General features: G+C 71.9%; 18 protein-coding genes. 8 read left to right on the top strand and 10 right to left on the bottom strand.

The genetic code is table 11. The features are described 5' to 3' along the window. Nucleotides 1-14 precede the first annotated feature (14 nt). Complete coding sequence (locus BJ961_RS04140) at nt 15-1,028, top strand: tellurite resistance/C4-dicarboxylate transporter family protein (protein WP_271319938.1); 1,014 nt, start codon at nt 15-17, stop codon at nt 1,026-1,028. Here BJ961_RS04140 and BJ961_RS04135 read toward each other — a convergent pair. After that, on the bottom strand, nt 1,006-1,359 hold the full coding sequence (locus tag BJ961_RS04135) for a hypothetical protein (protein ID WP_271319937.1): 354 nt from the start codon (nt 1,357-1,359) through the stop codon (nt 1,006-1,008). The two genes, BJ961_RS04140 and BJ961_RS04135, sit on opposite strands and share 23 nt — an antisense overlap. Nucleotides 1,360-1,668: 309 nt before the next feature. Here BJ961_RS04135 and BJ961_RS04130 point away from each other — a divergent pair, with 309 nt between their 5' ends. Then, entirely contained in the window at nt 1,669-2,712 is a 1,044-nt protein-coding gene (locus BJ961_RS04130) for a C40 family peptidase (RefSeq protein WP_271319936.1), read from the top strand. A gap of 164 nt (nt 2,713-2,876) precedes the next feature. After that, a complete protein-coding gene (locus BJ961_RS04125) occupies nt 2,877-3,188 on the top strand; it encodes a helix-turn-helix domain-containing protein (protein ID WP_271319935.1) in 312 nt (103 codons plus the stop codon). A gap of 132 nt (nt 3,189-3,320) precedes the next feature. Here BJ961_RS04125 and BJ961_RS04120 read toward each other — a convergent pair whose 3' ends face one another. The 3 genes from BJ961_RS04120 to BJ961_RS04110 all read right to left on the bottom strand — a co-directional run bounded on the left by BJ961_RS04120 (nt 3,321) and on the right by BJ961_RS04110 (nt 5,677). Further along, nucleotides 3,321-4,370 carry a hypothetical protein gene (locus BJ961_RS04120; protein ID WP_271319934.1) on the bottom strand — a complete coding sequence of 350 codons (1,050 nt, stop codon included), beginning with the start codon at nt 4,368-4,370 and terminating at the stop codon, nt 3,321-3,323. 243 nt (nt 4,371-4,613) lie between these two features. Next, nucleotides 4,614-4,862 (bottom strand): DUF397 domain-containing protein, encoded by a 249-nt coding sequence (locus BJ961_RS04115; protein ID WP_271319933.1) that lies wholly within the window; start codon nt 4,860-4,862, stop codon nt 4,614-4,616. Further along, on the bottom strand, nt 4,859-5,677 hold the full coding sequence (locus tag BJ961_RS04110) for a helix-turn-helix domain-containing protein (RefSeq protein WP_271319932.1): 819 nt from the start codon (nt 5,675-5,677) through the stop codon (nt 4,859-4,861). The genes BJ961_RS04115 and BJ961_RS04110 overlap by 4 nt, the downstream gene beginning before the upstream one ends. 130 nt (nt 5,678-5,807) lie before the next feature. Here BJ961_RS04110 and BJ961_RS04105 point away from each other — a divergent pair, with 130 nt between their 5' ends. Further along, nucleotides 5,808-6,299, top strand: a complete 492-nt coding sequence (locus BJ961_RS04105; RefSeq protein WP_271319931.1) for an ATP-binding protein — start codon at nt 5,808-5,810, stop codon at nt 6,297-6,299. Between the two features lie 558 nt (nt 6,300-6,857). Here the strand turns inward: BJ961_RS04105 and BJ961_RS04100 are convergent. The 3 genes from BJ961_RS04100 to BJ961_RS04090 all read right to left on the bottom strand — a co-directional run bounded on the left by BJ961_RS04100 (nt 6,858) and on the right by BJ961_RS04090 (nt 9,688). Further along, entirely contained in the window at nt 6,858-7,421 is a 564-nt protein-coding gene (locus BJ961_RS04100) for a Uma2 family endonuclease (RefSeq protein WP_271319930.1), read from the bottom strand. A gap of 222 nt (nt 7,422-7,643) precedes the next feature. Then, on the bottom strand, nt 7,644-8,399 hold the full coding sequence (locus BJ961_RS04095) for a LuxR C-terminal-related transcriptional regulator (RefSeq protein WP_271319929.1): 756 nt from the start codon (nt 8,397-8,399) through the stop codon (nt 7,644-7,646). Beyond that, nucleotides 8,396-9,688, bottom strand: a complete 1,293-nt coding sequence (locus BJ961_RS04090; RefSeq protein ID WP_271319928.1) for an ATP-binding protein — start codon at nt 9,686-9,688, stop codon at nt 8,396-8,398. Before BJ961_RS04090 ends, BJ961_RS04095 begins: the two co-directional genes overlap by 4 nt. Nucleotides 9,689-9,868: 180 nt before the next feature. On the opposite strand from BJ961_RS04090, the gene BJ961_RS04085 reads away from it, so the two are divergent. The 3 genes from BJ961_RS04085 (at nt 9,869) to BJ961_RS04075 (ending at nt 13,272) form a co-directional block, all read left to right on the top strand. Continuing rightward, nucleotides 9,869-11,332: a PspC domain-containing protein gene (locus BJ961_RS04085; protein ID WP_271319927.1), complete on the top strand. Its 1,464-nt coding sequence runs from the start codon at nt 9,869-9,871 to the stop codon at nt 11,330-11,332. Continuing rightward, nucleotides 11,319-11,564, top strand: coding sequence for a hypothetical protein (locus BJ961_RS04080; protein WP_271319926.1), 246 nt, complete (start codon nt 11,319-11,321; stop codon nt 11,562-11,564). The genes BJ961_RS04085 and BJ961_RS04080 overlap by 14 nt, the downstream gene beginning before the upstream one ends. Nucleotides 11,565-11,721: 157 nt before the next feature. Further along, entirely contained in the window at nt 11,722-13,272 is a 1,551-nt protein-coding gene (locus BJ961_RS04075; RefSeq protein WP_271319925.1) for an isocitrate lyase/phosphoenolpyruvate mutase family protein, read from the top strand. Here BJ961_RS04075 and BJ961_RS04070 read toward each other — a convergent pair. Beyond that, the gene (locus BJ961_RS04070; RefSeq protein ID WP_271319924.1) at nt 13,269-13,793 is read right to left on the bottom strand and encodes a DoxX family membrane protein; all 525 of its coding nucleotides are present in this window, start codon (nt 13,791-13,793) and stop codon (nt 13,269-13,271) included. The genes BJ961_RS04075 and BJ961_RS04070 overlap by 4 nt on opposite strands. 161 nt (nt 13,794-13,954) lie before the next feature. Continuing rightward, nucleotides 13,955-15,250: a hypothetical protein gene (locus BJ961_RS04065; RefSeq protein ID WP_271319923.1), complete on the bottom strand. Its 1,296-nt coding sequence runs from the start codon at nt 15,248-15,250 to the stop codon at nt 13,955-13,957. A gap of 311 nt (nt 15,251-15,561) precedes the next feature. Between BJ961_RS04065 and BJ961_RS04060 the strand changes: the two genes are divergently transcribed. Then, nucleotides 15,562-16,047 (top strand): pyridoxamine 5'-phosphate oxidase family protein, encoded by a 486-nt coding sequence (locus BJ961_RS04060; RefSeq protein ID WP_271319922.1) that lies wholly within the window; start codon nt 15,562-15,564, stop codon nt 16,045-16,047. A 3-nt stretch (nt 16,048-16,050) separates the two neighbouring features. On the opposite strand, the gene guaA is transcribed toward BJ961_RS04060, so the two are convergent. Further along, nucleotides 16,051-17,631 carry a glutamine-hydrolyzing GMP synthase gene (guaA, locus tag BJ961_RS04055; RefSeq protein WP_271319921.1) on the bottom strand — a complete coding sequence of 527 codons (1,581 nt, stop codon included), beginning with the start codon at nt 17,629-17,631 and terminating at the stop codon, nt 16,051-16,053. Nucleotides 17,632-17,813 lie beyond the last annotated feature (182 nt).

Genomic DNA, 17,813 nt, shown 5'->3' with positions numbered 1-17,813 from the left:
TCTAGCATCGGGGCATGTCGTCCGGCACTTCCCCTTCCCCCTTGCGCACCTGGTGGGCGCAGCGTCCACCGGCGGCCGGGGCCGCGGTGATGGCGACCGGCATCGTGTCGGTCGCCCTGCACCTGACCGGCCGCGAGGTCCTGTCCCGGATCGCCCTGGTCCTGGCCTGCGCGGCCTGGCTGATACTGGCGGCGAACTTCGTCTACCTGCTGCTGGCCGACCGGGCGCAGTGGGTGAAGCGGGCGGGGACACCGGGTGCGCTCACGGCCGTGGCGGCGACGACCGTGCTCGGCACCCGCTTCTCGCTGCTGGGCTGGACGCTCCTGGCGGCGGTGCTGCTGGCGCTGGCGGCGCTGCTGTGGCCGTGGCTGCTGGTGCTGGTGGTACGGCACTGGGGGCGGCGAATGCCCGGGGCGGTGTTCCTTGGCTGTGTGGCCACGGAGGGTCTCGCCGTGCTCGGTGCCACGCTGGCCGCGGCCACCTCGACGGCCTGGCTGGCGCACGCGGCCCTGGTGCCCTTCTGGCTGGGGATCGTGCTGTACCTGATCGCGCTGTTCCGCTTCGATCTGCGGCAGGTGGCCCGGGGTTCCGGCGACCACTGGGTGGCGGGCGGCGCCCTGGCCATCTCGACCCTCGCCGGTGCGAAGCTCCTGGCGGCGGCCGGGACGGGCATGTACCTGTGGAACGCCGACGACGAGGCCGTCCTGCACGACCTGACCGTCTTCCTGCTCGTCCTCGACCTCGCCTGGTACGCCGTGCTCCTGGCCTCCGAGATCGTCTGGCCCCGCCTCCGCTACGACGTGCGCCGCTGGTCGACCGTGTTCCCGCTCGGCATGACGGCGGCGGCGACGCTGTCGGTGGCCGCGGTCATGGACGTCCCGTGGCTGGACGCGCCGGGCCGGGCGCTGCTGTGGATCGCGGTGGTCGGGTGGCTGGCGGTCGCCGCGGGGGCGGTGGTCCGGGCGCGGGCCGGGCTGCGGTCCGCCGCGGTGGACGCCGGGTCGCTCAGGTCCACAGCACCGCGATGAAGATGTTCACGAGCGTCAGCAGCCCGACCAGGCCGAACAGCGGCTTCTCCACCTTCTCGTCGTCGCGCTTCACGTAGACCAGGCCGAGGATCACGATCAGTACGGCGAGCTTCACGCCCATCTTGACGTTGTCGACGGCAGTGTCCTGGGCCTGGTTGAGGCCGATCAGGACGACACCGGTGACCAGCATCGTCAGCGCGCCGTGCAGCATCGCGGGGGTGAAGCGGGCCGCCCCTTGGCCCATCGCCTTCATCTGGGTCAGGAAGCCGCCGAGGAGCGCGGCGATGCCGATGATGTGCAGACCGACGAAAATGTGGAGGAGTACGTCCATGAGGCCGGAGCCTAATGAGGGGCCCGACGCGCCCCGACACCGGCCCGTCCCGGACGTCCCATAACAGCTCACGCCCCCAGCGCTCCCCCGATCCGGCATATCGGTCATCACCCTGCGTGAAGACGTCGCCCGCCCGTGGGCCTCGCGCTCACTTACGGTCGCAGGCCGATCCACTACCGCCACTTCCGTGCATCCCGTCACCAGCCTGTTACCGACGCGCCTAGCGTCCTCACCCAGGCAGCCGGAGCGGACCGGAGCCGACCCCGGCATGGACCGGAGTCGAGTCGTACGGAAGGACGTGGATCGCAGGTGGGAGCGCACCGCAGGCCCCGAAAGCGCGTGACGGGCGGCGGCCGGACAGCCCGTACGGCGGCCACGGTCACCCTCGCGGGGGCGGCCACCGCCGCGGGCCTGGGCGGGACCGGACACGCCGATCCGCAGCCGACTGCGGCACAGGTCAGGGCCAAGGTGGACAAGCTCTACCAGGAGGCCGAGGTGGCCACGGAGAAGTACAACGGCGCGAAGGAGAAGGCGGACGCCGCCGAACGGCGCCTGGAGAAGCTGCGCGACGAGGCCGCCCGCAAGGAGGACGGGCTGAACTCGGCCCGCGAGGCGCTGGGTTCGGTCGCGGCGGCGCAGTACCGCAACGGCGGCCTCGACCCGGCGCTGCAACTCGCCCTCTCGTCCGACCCGGACGGGTATCTCGACGGCGCCGCCTTCGCCGAGCGCGTGGGCAGCCGGCAGCGGGCCGAGGTGGGCCGCGTGCGCAAGGAGCTCCGCGACATCGAGCAGCTGCGCGGCGCCGCCCGCGTCGAGGTGACCTCGCTGAAGTCCCGCCGGGCCGAGCTGAAACGCCACCGCGAGACGGTCACCGGCAAGCTGGAGACGGCCCGCCGTCTGCTGTCCCGCCTGACCGCCGAGGAACGCGCCGACGTCGGCGCCCGGGCCTCGCGCTCGACGCCGGGCCCCCGCGAGGGCCTGTCCGCCTCGTCCCCGGCTCCCAACTCCCGCGCCGCGGCGGCCGTCGCGTACGCCTACCAGAAGCTCGGCAGCCCCTACGTGTGGGGCGCGACCGGCCCGAACGCCTTCGACTGCTCGGGCCTCACCCAGGCCGCCTACCGCGCCGCCGGCGTCTCCCTCCCCCGCACCACCTACGCCCAGATCGACGCGGGGCGGCGCGTGGGGCGGTCCGAACTCCTCCCCGGCGACCTGGTCTTCTTCTACTCCGGCATCAGCCACGTCGGCATCTACGTCGGCAACGGCCGCATGATCCACGCCCCGAACCCGTCGGCACCGGTGCGCGTGGCCCCGGTCGACGAGATGCCGTTCGCGGGGGCGGCTCGGGTGGCGTGACGACGTGACGGCGACGGTCCCGCGCGGCCGGGGCTGCCTCACGTGCGAGGACGACGGCTCCGGGGACGTTGGCCGACCCGCCCTCCTCCACGCCGCACTTGGCGTCGCCGCGCGGCGCGGCGGTACGACAGCAGACTGGTGACGGACGTGTTCACGAGGGAGGCATGATGATCGGCCAGCATGCACGCTGGGACCTATCAGGCGCCGAAACCGACGACCCCGAGCGGATCGCCATCCGGGAGGCACTGGCTTTCGGCAAGGCCCTGTACGACCGTCGCACGGCCCTGGGCCTGACGTCGGTGGAGTTGGCCGAGCGCGCGGGGATGACTCAGGACGAGGTCGAGTGCATCGAAGAGGGTGGAACCGAGCCCACCGTCGGCCTCTTGCGTACTCTGGCTGCCGCCTTGGACGCGGATGTCAAGCTGACGGCCGGGCACGACCTCGGTTCACTGTGGTTCGAGGCGCACGCTGCGTGATCACGGCTCGCGTTCGGGCACCTACGTGTGCGGCGCGTCCGGCCCCGACGCCGTCGACTGCTCGGCTTCACCCGCGCCGCCATCGGCAACGGCCAGATGATCCAAGCCCCGCACCCGTCCCTCCAACCTTCATCACGGTCGGCGGGCCGTCGCGCTGACTCGTCGGGCGTCGCGGGCGGCCATGGCGGCCTCACGGGCGAGAACGGCGCCACGGGCGGGGACGACCGACAGGGCGCCCGGCACTCCGCTTGTGGCATCACCGTGCCCCCCGACAGCGCGACACCCCCGGCACAGCCCACCGACGAAGGCGCCGGGCCGCCCCGGCACACCGCATTCGGTGCACTCCGGCATCAGACGCCCGACGAGGCGTGGTTCGGGACCGGGACCGGGACCGCCTGACGCCGCTTCGCCGACGACTCCGTACGGCACCGTGGCGGGCGGCAGTTTGTCCCGCAGCCGTCGGGACACGAAACCGCGCGGCGCGTGGATGTCGTCCGGCAGGCCGTTGGTGAGGGCCCGCATCAAGGAGACGGGAGTCGCACCCCGCTCCAGCCAAGGGACGACCAGATCGGTCAGCGCGTGGCAGTCGCCGTCGGAGAGGGCGAGCCGGGGTTCGACACGCCCGAGCCGAGCGAGGACACGGTAGGCGGTGGCACGGTGCGCGTCGGGTCCCTCGGCCACCTCGGGCGCCTGGGGCGCCTCGTCGGTCGCTTCGGAGGCAGGCACGGGCGTGGGGGCGGACGTGGACGCGGGCTCCACCGGCGAGGTGCCGCGCTCCTTCGCGTCACCCCCCAGGAAGCGGGCCCACCAGGCGCTGTCACGTCCAGCACCGGACCAGAAGGTCCGGAACACCCAGCGCGTACCACCGTCACCGGTCGCCGCGAGACCACGGGCGCGGTGGAGATGTCCGGCGCGGGAGAGAAGGTTGAGCGCGCTGCGGACGGCTTGCTGCCCGTAGAGCGGGAGCGCCTTGGCGAGGCTCTTGACGTCCATGGCGGCACCCTCGGGAAGCCCGTGCACGTAGGCGGCGATGTAGGCCTCGCGGGCGGGGAGATGCGAGAAGTCGACGGGCCGGACGGCGGCGCCGGGCTCGGCGGGGGCGGTGCGCTTCCCGTAGCCGGGATTGGCCATGGGATGAGCTGCGTGTGCGGGCAGGGCGGCGTTAGAGTCTTTGTCAGCCACGAGATCGTTCCTTGGGTTGTGATCTTGGGGTCAGACCCCGGCGAGTGTTCGAGCACTCGACCGGGGTTGTTTCGTTGCTGCGCACGCTAGAGGGCGACGACGCCGCGTCGCAATCCGATCACAACTAGTCATACCGGCTGGCAGAGCAGCCGGTTGTCGCCGGGCGGGTGGGTGGTGGGTAGAAGTCCCAACCACCCATTCCTCACAAACGCCGCTCGGATCCCGAGCCTCGCCCCTCGAAGCTCAAGCGCCGGTACGGGCGTACGCGACGAACGCCGTCCAGGTCACTCCGGCAACGGCGAAACGGGGGCTCCGGAGGCCGAGCTTCGAGTCCCGGACGTGGACGGTGTGGGGGCAGGGGGCTACTTCGAGGCAGTTGCCACCTTCGGTGCCGCTGTGGCTGGACCTGCGCCAGTCGAGGGCTACTTCAAGGCAGGCACCGCCCTGACTGTCGCTGTAGCTCGACCTGAACCAGGTCAGGCTGTCAGTCATAGCTCTTCCGCCACCTTTCTGATGAACGTGGCCGACTCGTCCACGCCGAGACAGTGCATGCGGATCATCGCATGAGCCTGAGTGAGTGCACTCACCTTGTCGGGCCTAACGTGCAGGACACTGACTTCGGGTGCTTCGACGTACCCACAGTGCTCGTGCTCGGGTGTCTCCAGCAGAACAATGCTGCCGTTCAGCGCCACGCCGCTACAGCGACCGAACGGAAGGACCTGGATCGAGACATTGCGAAGCGCACCGACGTCCAAGAGGTGCCGCAGCTGCTTGCGCATTGCTTCGACCCCGCCAACGTTGGTACGCAGCGCGGCTTCGTAGATCACGAACCCGTACATCACGCCCACTTTGCGATGGAGTGCATCAGCCCTACGACGCCTGGCTGCCACTCTCTCGGCAACCGTCTCGTCATCCAGCGGAGGCGAACTGTTGCCGATCAGCGCACGCGCGTATGCCTCCGTCTGCAACAGGCCCGGGACGAGCAGCGGCTCGTACCACGAAACGGCGATGGCCTCCGCCTCCATGGCCATGAACTCATGGGACCTCGCCGGGAACGGCTCCGGCTTCAGATACTCCTGCGCAGCGACAAGCTTCCCACCCGCCCCGCACACCTGATCCGCGATCTGCAGGAACCGCAGTGTGGGCCGACGGCGCCCGTTCTCCATCGACTTGACGTACTCGTAGTCGTACCCGGCCTCCTTGGCCAGTGCCTCACGACCGACGCCGGCCTCCGCGCGCCACATCTTGATCTGGCTGCCGCAGTACCGCCACGCGATCGGCGGCTGGGAGTTCACCTCGGTCGCCATGCACACCCCCGCAGGTCCTCGCAGGGTACAACCACGCGCTGTACCCCCTCCGTTACTCGCGAGGCTACGCGCGAGCCGCGACGGTGATCCCGCCAACCACGGAAACGTCAGCACAAGGGATGAGCCACACATGCAGAGCAGCCCGCGCCTTCCGCTGCCCACGACCGCCCCCAGGGACACCGAGTGGCGCCTCCCCCGTCACGCCCGCAGCGTCGGCCGCGCACGCGCCCTCTTCCGCGAACAGGCGGCCTCCTGGGAGCTGCCGCAGGACGTGACGGACACGGCGGAACTCCTCCTGAGCGAACTGATGACCAACGCCTACCGCCACGCGAAGGTCCCGGCCGGCCGCGAGATCTGGGCCCGCTGCCTCCTCACCGACGACCACCTCCGCATCACCGTCACGGACGCGGACACCACCCTCCCAAAACCGGCACCGGCCTGTTCGGACGACGAGTCGGGCCGAGGCCTCGCGCTGGTGGCGACGTTGGCGGACGACTGGGGCGTGGAGCCGCGTGAGCGTGGAATCGGCAAAATGATTTGGTTCCACATCCGGCACGGACTTCACACGCAGAAGCGAATTCAGGGACTGCACCCTTTCCCACTTCACGATGTGGCGGAATAGGGGCTGTTCAGCGGGTTCCCGAAGTAGATCACGACCTGGGGGGATTCGCCATGGAGGACAACAGGGCATCAGGGCAGGACGGCACGGAGCACGGTTGTGAGTGCCAGATCTACGTCGCTGCTCCCAGCCGTGATCGGTTGATGGAGCGGGTGGCTGCAGCTCTGTGCGTGTCACTCGGCGTGGATCACACGATGACCTTCGGATGCGTCGACGTGGAGTGGACCCATAACGACTACGAGGACACTGGTGCACGTGACGACTTCCTGAATTGGCACTCGCTCCTCATGTGCCACGCACACCGCAGCGCCGCGCCAACGGCTGTCGTGTCCGACACGGCAACAGTCCTGGAGGCGATCCGAGCGGCAGGCTACCGGGCCGTCCCTGTCTGCGACTATGACGAACTCTTGCAAGGGCCATGGCGCACCGGGGACCAGGTACGCGTCGCCGGTAGTGAGTCGAGCGGGAGACCTACGCCTGCTGACAACCCGCCAAGTTCCGGAACGCTGACGTCCGCCTCTGGCGGGTTCGGTTGCCGTCAGTGTTGCCGTCAGATGGCATCTACTGCCGGGAGAGGCCAGCCGGATCAATCGCGATCGGGAACGGGGCGTCCAGGTGAGTGGTCGCGCCCGCGAGCGCCGTGGTCTGCTCCACGTAGCGACCGCCCTGCAGTTCATAAATGACGAGCATGGGGGCGGGGTCGAACTCCAGGCGCCAGAAGTGCGGGATGGCGGCCTCCGCGTACAGCATGGGCTTGACCTTGCGGTCCATGGTGCTGTTGCCGGGGGAGACGAGTTCGACGACAAGCTGGACCGCGTCGATGTCGACGGTGACGGGGTCGGCGGCGGTCGCGCCTGCGTCGGCCACGACCAGATCGGGTACGACCAACCCGGACGGCAGGACGACGTTGACGCCTTCCAGGATCTCCACCGGCGCGCCGACGGCCCGGGCGGCCGCGTCCAAGGCGACGTGGAGGCGGAACGAGGCCCGCTGATGGCGAACCCCGGGAGCGGGGGACATGACGAGGGACTCCCCCAGCAGCTCATAGCGGGTGGTGCGGTCTTCAGGCAGGGCGAGGACGTCGGCGACGGTCCAGGGCCCGGTGTGGTCGGTGGCGACGCTCATTCCGTTTCACCTCCTCATCCGCCTGGCAGCCGCGGTGTGACTCCGACAGGCGGTACACGGCCAGCATACGGGCGCTCCCCCCTGCTGACAGGAGGGTTCGCCGCCGCGAGCGAGACCTCGAACGAGTGTGCCACTCAGTCGCCCGCTCCAGGGGCGTCGGCATGGCTCGTCCTTGCCCGGTCCGGCCCCGCCGAGTGCCGGCGCGCCGTGGGATCGGCAGCGTCACACCAGCCGTCGTGCCGTAGCCCACCGCGTCAGCTCGTGGCGGTTGGAAAGCTGGAGCTTGCGCAGGACGGCCGAGACGTGGGACTCGACCGTCTTCACCGAGATGTAGAGCTGCTTGGCGATCTCCTTGTACGCGTAACCGCGGGCGATCAGGCGCAGCACCTCGCGCTCGCGCTGGGTGAGGCGGTCGAGGTCCTCGTCGACCGGCGGGGCGTCGGTGGAGGCGAACGCGTCGAGGACGAAGCCGGCCAGGCGCGGGGAGAAGACGGCGTCGCCCTCCTGCACGCGGAAGACGGAGTTGACCAGGTCGGTGCCGGTGATGGTCTTGGTCACGTAGCCCCGGGCGCCGCCGCGGATGACGCCGATCACGTCCTCCGCCGCGTCCGAGACGGACAGGGCGAGGAAGCGGACGGGCCGCTCGGCGTCGCTCATCAGGGGCGCGCAGCGGCGCAGCACCTCGACGCCGCCGCCGCCGGGAAGGTGGACGTCGAGGAGCACGACCTCGGGGCGGGTCGCGGTGATGACCGTGACCGCCTGGTCGACGTCGGCGGCCTCGCCGACGACCTCCACCCCGGTCTCGGCGGTCTGGCCGATCTCGGCCTGGACGCCGGTGCGGAACATGCGGTGGTCGTCGACGAGCACGACACGCACATGGCGCTCCCCCGTGCCGCCGCTCACCGACTGCGCGGGGTGGGCCGCCTCGCCCGCCCCCGACGTACCCGACGTTCCGTTCGCCTCGGTCGGCTCGCTCATGACGTCTTCTCCGCCCTCTCCATTTCCAGTTCGACCTCCGTGCCGCCGTCCGGCACCGCGCGCAGCCGCGCCGTGCCCCCGTTGCGCTCCATGCGGCCGATGATCGATTCTCTGACGCCCATGCGGTCGGCGGGTATCGAGTCGAGGTCGAAGCCGGGGCCGCGGTCCCGGACGGACACGAAGACCGTCCTGCCCTCGACTTCGGCGAAGACCTGTACGGCGCCGCCCTCGCCACCGTACTTGGCCGCGTTCACCATCGCTTCACGCGCGGCCTGCATCTGTGCGCTGGTCCTCTCGTCGAGCGGGCAGTCGCCGACGACGACCACCTCGAGGGGCACGCCGTGCTTGTCCTCGACCTCCGCGGCGTTGCGCTTGACGGCCTCGGCGAGGGTGGTGGGCTCGTCGTCCTCGTCCTTGCCGTTGCCCTCGGGTTTGTAGAGCCAGGCTCGCAGGTCGCGCTCCTGGGCGCGGGCCAGGCGGCGCACCTCGCCCGCGCTCTCCGCGTTGCGCTGGATCAGGGTGAGGGTGTGCAGCACCGAGTCGTGGACGTGGGCGGCGACCTCGGCGCGCTCCTGGGCGCGGATGCGCATCAGCCGCTCCTCGGAGAGGTCCTGCGTCATCCGCACCAGGTAGGGGCCCGCGAGGAGCGTTATCCCGACGAGGACGGCGAGGGCCGCCTGGAGGACGGAGCCGAGGTGGGCGGCGGATCCCTGGAGGACGAAGATGCCGGTGACCCCGGCGGTCACCAGCAGGACACCGGCCACCGAGCGCAGCAGCGTGACGGTGCGGCGGTGGCGCCCCACCTCCGCCCAGCGGGCCCGGCGCGCGTTGTCCGCCTGGCGCCAGACGAGGGCGACGCCGGCGCCGACGAGCACGGTCGGCCAGAGGTAGGCCTTGGCTCCGCCGCCGAGGTCGACGTTGCCCACGAAGACCAGGGCCACGACGACCATGAGGAGCAGGGCGACCATCTGGCCCTTGTCCGGTTTGCGGGCGACGAGTCGGCGGCGGCCGTCCGGCGAGGTCTCGGAGGTGACCAGGGACGGCGGCCGCTGCGCCTCGACGCCGCCGACGCCCAGCGGCACGAAGAACCAGAAGGCCGCGTACAGCAGCGCGCCCAGGCCGTCGGCCATGAACAGGCCGACGAAGGCGAACCGGACCCAGATGACGGGCAGCCCGAGATGCCCGGCGAGCCCCCGCGCCACTCCGCCGAGCCAGCGTCCGTCGCTGCTGCGGTAGAGCTTGCGCGGCGGCCGCGGTCCGACGACGGGTGCTGCTGCGGCTTCCGGCATGACACAGATGGTCACACGGGTCCGGCAGCCGGAGCATCAGGGTCGTTCCCCCACTCGCCCCTGATCTTCGGGCCGGCCCGCCCTCGAACGCTCCCCCGGCACGCGGTCAGGGCCGATATCAGGGTTGGACCAGGGTCGAACCGGCTGCCGTCACGGCGCCGCGCCCGTCACCATGGACTCATGACAGATCACGAGCACGCCGCGACGGGTCCGGGACCCGGCCCCGGCCCCCGCCCCGCACGGGGCGCCGGGCCGCAGGATGCCGCGCCCGCCGCGGATGCCACGGATGCCACGGGTTCTGGGGGCGCCGCGGGTTCTGGGGGCGCCACCGCCGCCGAAGGCACCGGCGGCGGCGCCGAGCCCGCCGGGCCGCCGCACCCGTTCCGGCGCGACCGGCGGCACAAGGCGCTCGCCGGGGTCTGCGCCGGCCTCGGGCGGCAGTGCGACATGGACCCGGTGATCTTCCGGATCACGCTCGCCGTGCTCTCCGCGACCGGCGGCATCGGCCTCCTCTTCTACGGCTTCGCCTGGCTCCTCGTCCCCTACGAGGACGAGGAGGAGAACGAGGTGCGCAAGCTGCTGACCGGCCGGGTCGACGGCCAGGCACTGGCGGCCGTGCTCTTCGCCCTGGTCGGCTGCGGGGTCTTCCTCACCATGCTGCACAACGGCGGCGTGCTGACCTTCGCCGTCGTCCTCTCCCTGCTGCTCGCGGGCGCCGGGTACTGGTCGCGGCACCGCAAGGCCCCCGAACCCGACCCGCTCTCCGCGCAGACCGTCGCCGACGCTCCGCCGGAGGCCCAGGCCCCCCCGATCATGTACACCTGGCCGTCCTGGTGGCGCGACCCCATAGTCAAGGACGGCACCCATGACGGCGCGACGGGATACCTGTGGGGTCCGCCGGACTCCGAGGACCGTGACATCGCGGCTGCCGTCAACATCGGCCGCGGCATCCCGGGCCGCCGCGACCACGCCGCCGTCGGTGACCGGCGCTCCCGCTCCCCGCAGACCCGCGGTCCCCGGGGCATCGGCGGCTGGGTGTTCCTCCTCGCGCTGCTCGCGGGCTTCCTCGGGACCCGGCTGACCTGGGGCGAGCACCCGCTCGGCACCAGTCTCCAGACCGGTCTGGCGTGCGCGCTCGCCACCTTCGGTCTCGGCATCGCGGTCAGCGCCTTCCTGGGACGCACGGGAGCCGGATCGATCTTCCTGGCCATCGTCACGGCGGGCCTGCTGGCGGGGTCGACCGCCGTGCCGGACAACGTCGGCACCGAGTGGGTCCGGACCACCTGGGCGCCCACGGCGGCGGCCGACGTACGCGACCAGTACGACATCGGCGCGGGCAGCGGCACCCTCGACCTGTCCGGCCTCGACCTCGCCGAGGGGCAGACGGTGACCACCCGCGCCGACGTGGGCATGGGCCGCATACGGGTCGTCGTACCGCCGGACGTGACCGTGCGGCTGAGCGTCGAGGTGGGCGTGGGCGACATCCAACTCCCCGGCGACAAGGCGAAGGACGTGGACGTGGCACCGGGCAAGCACAAGGAGGTCACCCTGTCCCCCACCACGGGCGGCAAGGACACCGGCACACTCGACCTCGACCTCCAGGTCGGCGTCGGTCAGGCGGAGGTGACCCGTGCTGCGTCATAGGTTCCAGCCAGGACGACTGGTGGCCGGTCTCTTCCTGATCCTGGCCGGTGTGGTCTACGCCGGCGACGCGGGCGGGCTCTGGGAGACGCCGTGGTTCGCGGTGATCCCCCTGGTCACGGGCGGCCTCTGTATCGCGGGCGCGGTCGGCACCGTGGCCCGGGCCGCGCACCAGCGCCGGGGAGAGCGCCGGGCGGCGCACCCGGACGAGCCCCGGGCGGACCTTCCCCACTGACGACCGATGGCCCCGTCGGATCGACGCAGCAGGGAGGGCGCGGGCTTCGACGCCGAACCGCACCGATTCGCGCAGTTTCGCGAGACTCCCTCCTGCTCACTGAACAGGAACGATGGTTCGGTCGGCACCGAACTGTTCCGCACCTAGCGTCAGAGCCATGACGCACACGACGCATGAATTCAACCGCCACACGGACGTGTGCGCGGCGCTCGCCGACCCGGCGCTGGTCCCCGAGCTGCCGGCAGCGGACGGCGGCCCCGTGGGGGCGAGCGTCGCATGGCTGCGGGCCACCGCGGCCCGATTCAGCTCCGGGGAGACGCATCGGCGGCGCAGGGCCCTCGTGGAGGCCGAACTCACCAGGCTGGAACCCGCCGCGCTGCGGCGCGCAGTGACGGCCGGCGGTGACGGGGAGGTCCGGGTGCGGGTGGTCCACGCCCTCGCCGAGGCCCTGGAAATGCCTCAGCCCCGTGAGGTCGCGGAGGCGGTGACCCTCGTGGCCGGGGTCTACTTCGGGGGTGCGGACCCGACCGCGGACGAGGCCGTGGCCCGGCTGGTGGCGCTCCTGGTGTCCGAGGACACGGACCAGTGGACCCTGGAGGCCGCCGCCAACCGCATCGGTCTGCTGGTGCAGGCGTGCGCGGCGACGGCGGCACTGGTCGATGCGGCACTGGTCGATGCCGCGGCCGACGGCAGCGCACCGCTGGCCCGGGTGCTCCGGGAGACTCCACCGGTGCGAACCATGCGCCGCGTCGCCGTCCGTACCACCCGCGTCGCGGGACGGGACATCGCCGAGGGCGATGTGGTGCTCCTGGACCTGGCAGCCGCGCAGACTGCGCATCCCGTACCGCTCACCTTCGGCGCCCCGCCCAGGGTCTGCCCCGGCAGGGCCCACGCTCTCGCCCTGGCCGACGGCCTCCTCCAGCGGCCGCTGACCGCCTTCGCCCACCTGCACCATCGGGCCGCCCCGCTGCTGTTGCCCAACGCCTGGGACTACGCCTCCGCCGCTGCGCTGGCGGCGCGGGGCTTCGACGCGATCGGTACCACCAGCCTGGGCGTGGCAGCGGCCCTCGGCCTGCCGGACGGAGCGGCGGCCACGGCAGCGGCGACCCTGGCACTGGCCCGCCGGCTCGGGCGCGGCACCTTCCGGTTCACCGTCGACGCCGAAGGCGGTTTCAGTGACGAACCGGAGGAGGTGGCCGAGCTGGCTCGAAGGCTGCACGACGCCGGCGCTGCGGGGATCAACCTGGAAGACGGCCGCTCGGACGGCACTCTCACCCCCGTCGAGCTGCATGCCGCGAAGATCGCTGCCGTCAAGGCCGCTGTACCCGCGCTGTTCGTGAACGCCCGTACCGACACCCACTGGCTCGGGCGCCAGGAGGAGCAGACCGCGGAGCGCCTCGCGGTCTACGAACAGGCAGGGGCGGACGGAGTGTTCGTACCGGGCCTGTCGGATCCGGACGGGATCGCCGCCCTGCTGGCAACCCTCGTCGTGCCGCTGAACATCCTTTACACACCGACCGGCCCGGACCTCGCCGGGCTGGCCGCGCTGGGCGTGCGCAGGATCAGTCTCGGTTCGCTGCTCTACCGCAGAGCTCTGGCAGCGGCCGTGACCGCGGCGACCGACATCCGCGACGGCCGGCCGGCCGACCTCGGCGCCCCCACCTACACCGAGGTGCAGGCGACTTCGGGCTCCGTGTTCATGGCCTAGTAGGCCCTTCCGCGGCGCCGGTTCCCGAGCAGGGCGTCCAGTGACCAGAGGGGTGCGCCGGCCAGCACGAGGGGTACCCAGCAGAACATGTACGGGAGGTCGTTGCCGTAGTAGTACGGGTCGGAGGCCCAGCTCACGGTCAGCCACAGGCTGAGCGAGATCAGCGCGCCGCCCAGCGCCGCGAGGCGGGTGAGGAGCCCGAGCAGGGTGCCGATGCCGACGGCCAACTCGCCCAGGGCGATGGCGTAGCCGAAACCGGGCGGGCTCTTCAGGGCCAGGTCGACCAGGGCGGGGACGGCCGAGGAGTCGCGGACGGCACGCATCATGTCGCCGACGGAACCGGCGCCCGCGTCCTTCATGAAGGCGCTGTCGGTGAGCTTGTCCAGACCGGCGTAGACGAACGTGACACCGAGGAAGATCCGTAGGGGAAGGAGGGCGTAGCGGGCGGCGTTGTCCCGCCAGCCCCCTTCTCGCGCGCCCCCGCGTGAGGTGTGGACATCCGTCCGCATCCCGTGAGTCATCACTGCCAGCCGCCTCTCGCCGCGCATGCCCGGGGCCCCCACCAGACCATACGTAGGACACGTGGGCCCCGCTCAACCCTCGGCAACCGGTTTCTTGCTGTCGGTTTCGACAGGTTGCCGACCGGTCGACCGGCCGCCCGGAGCCGGAGGGGCGAGAGGTGTCAGTCCGTGACGTCGATGGCGTACCGGTTGGTCTCGACGCCCGCGCCGGTGACCACCTGGACGTCCACCCGGCCCGGCTCGACGTCCGCCGGTACCGGGACCGTCAGCAGGTCGTCCGTCGGGTTGCTGAAGCCGCCCGTCACCGGGACCAGCGGGACGTGGACGTTGACCGCGCCGATACGGACGACCATCCGGGACAGGCGGTCCGCGCGCTGGGCGCCCGGCGGCACGAAGCCCGCGCCGCGGATCTCGATGTCGTCGCCCGTGCGGATCGGCGCGTCCAGATCTCCGGCCTCCCGGGCCCGGACCACGGAGAGGATCACGGGCCGGCCGCCCTCCGCGTACTTCCCGGCCACGTAGGTCGCCGCCGACACCAGCACCACCACCGCGAGTCCCCACGGCAGGTCGGGCAGTTGCTCCGGGCGCCGGGCCAGCCGTACCGCCGCGAACACCAGGGCGACGGCGCTGATGGCGACGTACTGGATGTCGGCGAAGGTCCCGCGTCCCGCGTCGTCCGTGAGCAGGTCGGAGGCGCGCGGCCGGTCCGCCCGCACCTTCTGCAGCCGCTGCCCCAGCACCCGCAGCCCGACCACCCGGCGCACCAGGACCGCGATCCCGCAGACCACCGCGAGCACGGTCACCGCCCCGGCGCCGCGGCCGAGTTCGAGACCCGAGATCAGCGCGTCGCGCCGCTCGTGGCCCGAGGCGACGGCCAGTTGCCCGGCCAGTACGAGTACCGCGTAGGCGACGAAGAGGACCCAGGCGGCCGCCACCGCGCGGGAGGTGGACAGGCGGTTGTCCTCGCCGATGACCGGGGCCAGCGCCCCGCCCCGCGTCCGGTGGAACCAGGACGCCGCCGTCAGCGCGCCGGACACGACCAGGGCGGCCGCGAGCCCGGCGGTGCGTGCCGCCGTCCAGCCCGCCCCGACCGCGGTGAGCGACTGCCAGAGCAGCAGCAGGACGACTGCCGCCCACACGGCGGCCACGGTGCGCCGGCCCAGCCCCGCGAGCCATGCGTCGCCCTCGGCCCGGCCGCGTTCGGCGACGGCCTCCGCGGACTGGGTCAGCTCCTCCGAGACCCACTGGCGGGAGGCGGAGGCCGAGTGGGCCACCGCGGCCGGCAACCCCTGCCCGGCCGCGAACTCGTCCCGCCGCAGCAGGAACGCGGCGACCGCCCGGCGGTGCCCCTCGCGGGCGCCGTGCGGGCAGTCCCCGCAGGTGCAGCCACCGCCGTGGGCCGCCTCGTACGCGCCCTTGTCCGAGCCGCTGCCGCGTCTCGCCTCCTGCACCGCCACGCCCGACGCCCGCCTTCCGCACCCTGTGAGAGAAACCGCTAAGTCCCTTGGAACGACTGCGAATTGTGCCGTACCCCGGCCCTCACGCGCCCGGCGCCCCCGGTTACCTCTGCTCAGCCCGGGTGACGCGCGGATCGCCGTGTTGACCCGGCCGCGGGGCACGCCGGACGCACGGCCCGCGGGGGTCAGGCGCAGAGGGCAGGCGCAGAGGCCGGGCGAGGGAGTCAGGGTCCGGCCGGGAGGACGGATACGGGCCGGGCCGGGCCGGATACGCGACAGAGGGTGTCGGTTTTCCGGTTCACACTCGGCGTATGACATCAGGCACCGCTGTGAACTGGGCCGGTTTCGCCACCGCCGAACCCGTCCTGGCCGACACCGTCGAGGCGCGCTTCGGCGCGTACACGCACCACGTCCTCGCCACCCTCCGCAAGGACGGCTCGCCCCGCACCACCGGCCTGGAGGTGCGTTTCCTGAGCGGCGAGCTGTGGTTCGGCATGATGCCGGACTCGCTGAAGGCCCTCGACCTGCGCCGCGACCCGCGCTTCGCGCTCCAGGCGAACCCGGGGGACGGCACCGGCATGGGCGGCGGGGACGTGCGGATCGCCGGGCGGGCGGTCGAGGTCGACGACCCGGAGACCAGGGCCGGGTACGTGAAAGAGGTGGAACCGCCGGAGCCGTTCCACCTCTTCCGTACCGAGCTGACGGAGGTCGTGCGCACCTCCGTGGAGGACGACGCGTACCTCGTCGTCGAGATCTGGCAGCCCGGAAAGCCCCTGCGCACCGTCAGGCGCGCGTAGGGGTCACTCCCACTCGATCGTGCCCGGCGGCTTCGAGGTCACGTCGAGGACGACGCGGTTGACGTCCTTGACCTCGTTGGTGATGCGGGTCGAGATCTTGGACAGCACGTCGTACGGCAGCCGGGACCAGTCGGCGGTCATGGCGTCCTCGGACGAGACCGGGCGCAGGACGATCGGGTGGCCGTAGGTGCGGCCGTCGCCCTGGACGCCGACGGAGCGTACGTCCGCGAGCAGCACCACCGGGCACTGCCAGATGTCGCGGTCGAGGCCGGCCGCGGTCAGCTCCTCGCGGGCGATGGCGTCGGCCTCGCGCAGCAGGTCGAGCCGCTCCTTGGTGACCTCGCCGACGATGCGGATGCCGAGCCCCGGGCCGGGGAACGGCTGGCGCTGGACGATCTCGTCCGGCAGGCCCAGCTCGGCGCCGACCATCCGGACCTCGTCCTTGAACAGCTGGCGCAGCGGCTCGACCAGCTCGAACTCGATGTCGTCGGGGAGGCCGCCCACGTTGTGGTGGGACTTGATGTTGGCGGTGCCGGTGCCGCCGCCGGACTCGACGACGTCCGGGTAGAGGGTGCCCTGCACGAGGAAGGCGACCTCGGGGCCGTCCTCCTGGAGGATCTCCAGCTGCGCCTGCTCGAAGACCCGGATGAACTCACGCCCGATGATCTTCCGCTTCTCCTCGGGGTCGGAGACCCCGGCCAGCGCCTTGAGGAACCGCTCCTCGGCGTCCACGACCTTGAGCTGTACGCCGGTCGCGGCGACGAAGTCCTTCTCGACCTGCTCGGTCTCGCCCTTGCGCATCAGGCCGTGGTCGACGTAGACGCAGGTCAGCTGGGTGCCGATGGCCTTCTGGACGAGGGCGGCGGCGACCGCGGAGTCCACGCCGCCGGACAGGCCGCAGATGGCGCGCTTGTCGCCGACCTGCTCGCGGATGGCGGCGACCTGCTCCTCGATCACGTTGCCCGTGGTCCAGTCGGGGCGCAGGCCCGCGCCGCGGTACAGGAAGTGCTCCAGCACCTGCTGTCCGTGCGTGGAGTGCATGACCTCGGGGTGGTACTGGACGCCGTAGAGCTTCTTCTCGTCGTTCTCGAAGGCGGCGACCGGGACGACGTCCGTGGAGCCGGTGACGGTGAAGCCCTCGGGGGCGGCGGAGCAGGCGTCGCCGTGCGACATCCACACGGCCTGCTCGGCCGGGGTGCCCTCGAAGAGGGTGGAGGACGGCTTGGAGACCGTGAGGTCGGTCCGGCCGTACTCACGGGCGCCGGAGTTGTCGACGGTGCCGCCGAGGGTCCGCGCCATCAGCTGGAAGCCGTAGCACATGCCGAAGACGGGGACGCCGGCCTCGAACAGGGCGCGGTCGACGGTCGGGGCGCCCGGCTCGTACACCGACGAGGGGCCGCCGGAGAGGATGATGGCCGCCGGGTTCTTGGCGAGGATCTCCTCGACCGGCATGGAGCTCGGGACGATCTCGCTGTAGACCCGCGCCTCGCGGACACGACGGGCGATGAGCTGGGCGTACTGCGCGCCGAAGTCGACGACCAGGACGGTGTCGGGGGCGGCGGCAGCGGGAGTCGCTGATGACACGGGGTGCCTTCCGGCGGTCGGGCGGGGGGCTTGTACTCCCGATTCTACCGAGGTGGGCGGACGGAACGCCCCGCCCTCCGCCCGGCCCTCCCCGCGGCGGGCCGCCCGGCCGTCCGCCCGGCCCTCGGTGCCGCTTCGCGCACCGCCCCGCGGGTCTCCGCACGTCTCACCATCCGAACCGG

It is taken from the genome of Streptomyces lienomycini, from assembly GCF_027947595.1.
In the GTDB taxonomy this organism is placed as follows: domain Bacteria; phylum Actinomycetota; class Actinomycetes; order Streptomycetales; family Streptomycetaceae; genus Streptomyces; species Streptomyces lienomycini.
This window is presented reverse-complemented; position numbering and strand designations above follow the sequence as displayed.

Bases quoted from the DNA above. Each gene is read 5' to 3' on its own strand.
- BJ961_RS04110 (WP_271319932.1), bottom strand. From the start codon at position 5,677: ATGGCGACCGAGGTGAACTCCCAGCCGCCGATCGCGTGGCGGTACTGC.
- BJ961_RS04105 (WP_271319931.1), top strand. From the start codon at position 5,808: ATGCAGAGCAGCCCGCGCCTTCCGCTGCCCACGACCGCCCCCAGGGAC.
- BJ961_RS04095 (WP_271319929.1), bottom strand. From the start codon at position 8,399: ATGAGCGAGCCGACCGAGGCGAACGGAACGTCGGGTACGTCGGGGGCG.
- BJ961_RS04085 (WP_271319927.1), top strand. From the start codon at position 9,869: ATGACAGATCACGAGCACGCCGCGACGGGTCCGGGACCCGGCCCCGGC.
- BJ961_RS04115 (WP_271319933.1), bottom strand. From the start codon at position 4,862: ATGACTGACAGCCTGACCTGGTTCAGGTCGAGCTACAGCGACAGTCAG.
- BJ961_RS04060 (WP_271319922.1), top strand. From the start codon at position 15,562: ATGACATCAGGCACCGCTGTGAACTGGGCCGGTTTCGCCACCGCCGAA.
- BJ961_RS04075 (WP_271319925.1), top strand. From the start codon at position 11,722: ATGACGCACACGACGCATGAATTCAACCGCCACACGGACGTGTGCGCG.
- BJ961_RS04070 (WP_271319924.1), bottom strand. From the start codon at position 13,793: ATGACTCACGGGATGCGGACGGATGTCCACACCTCACGCGGGGGCGCG.
- BJ961_RS04100 (WP_271319930.1), bottom strand. From the start codon at position 7,421: ATGAGCGTCGCCACCGACCACACCGGGCCCTGGACCGTCGCCGACGTC.
- BJ961_RS04140 (WP_271319938.1), top strand. From the start codon at position 15: ATGTCGTCCGGCACTTCCCCTTCCCCCTTGCGCACCTGGTGGGCGCAG.
- BJ961_RS04125 (WP_271319935.1), top strand. From the start codon at position 2,877: ATGATGATCGGCCAGCATGCACGCTGGGACCTATCAGGCGCCGAAACC.
- BJ961_RS04135 (WP_271319937.1), bottom strand. From the start codon at position 1,359: ATGGACGTACTCCTCCACATTTTCGTCGGTCTGCACATCATCGGCATC.
- BJ961_RS04090 (WP_271319928.1), bottom strand. From the start codon at position 9,688: ATGCCGGAAGCCGCAGCAGCACCCGTCGTCGGACCGCGGCCGCCGCGC.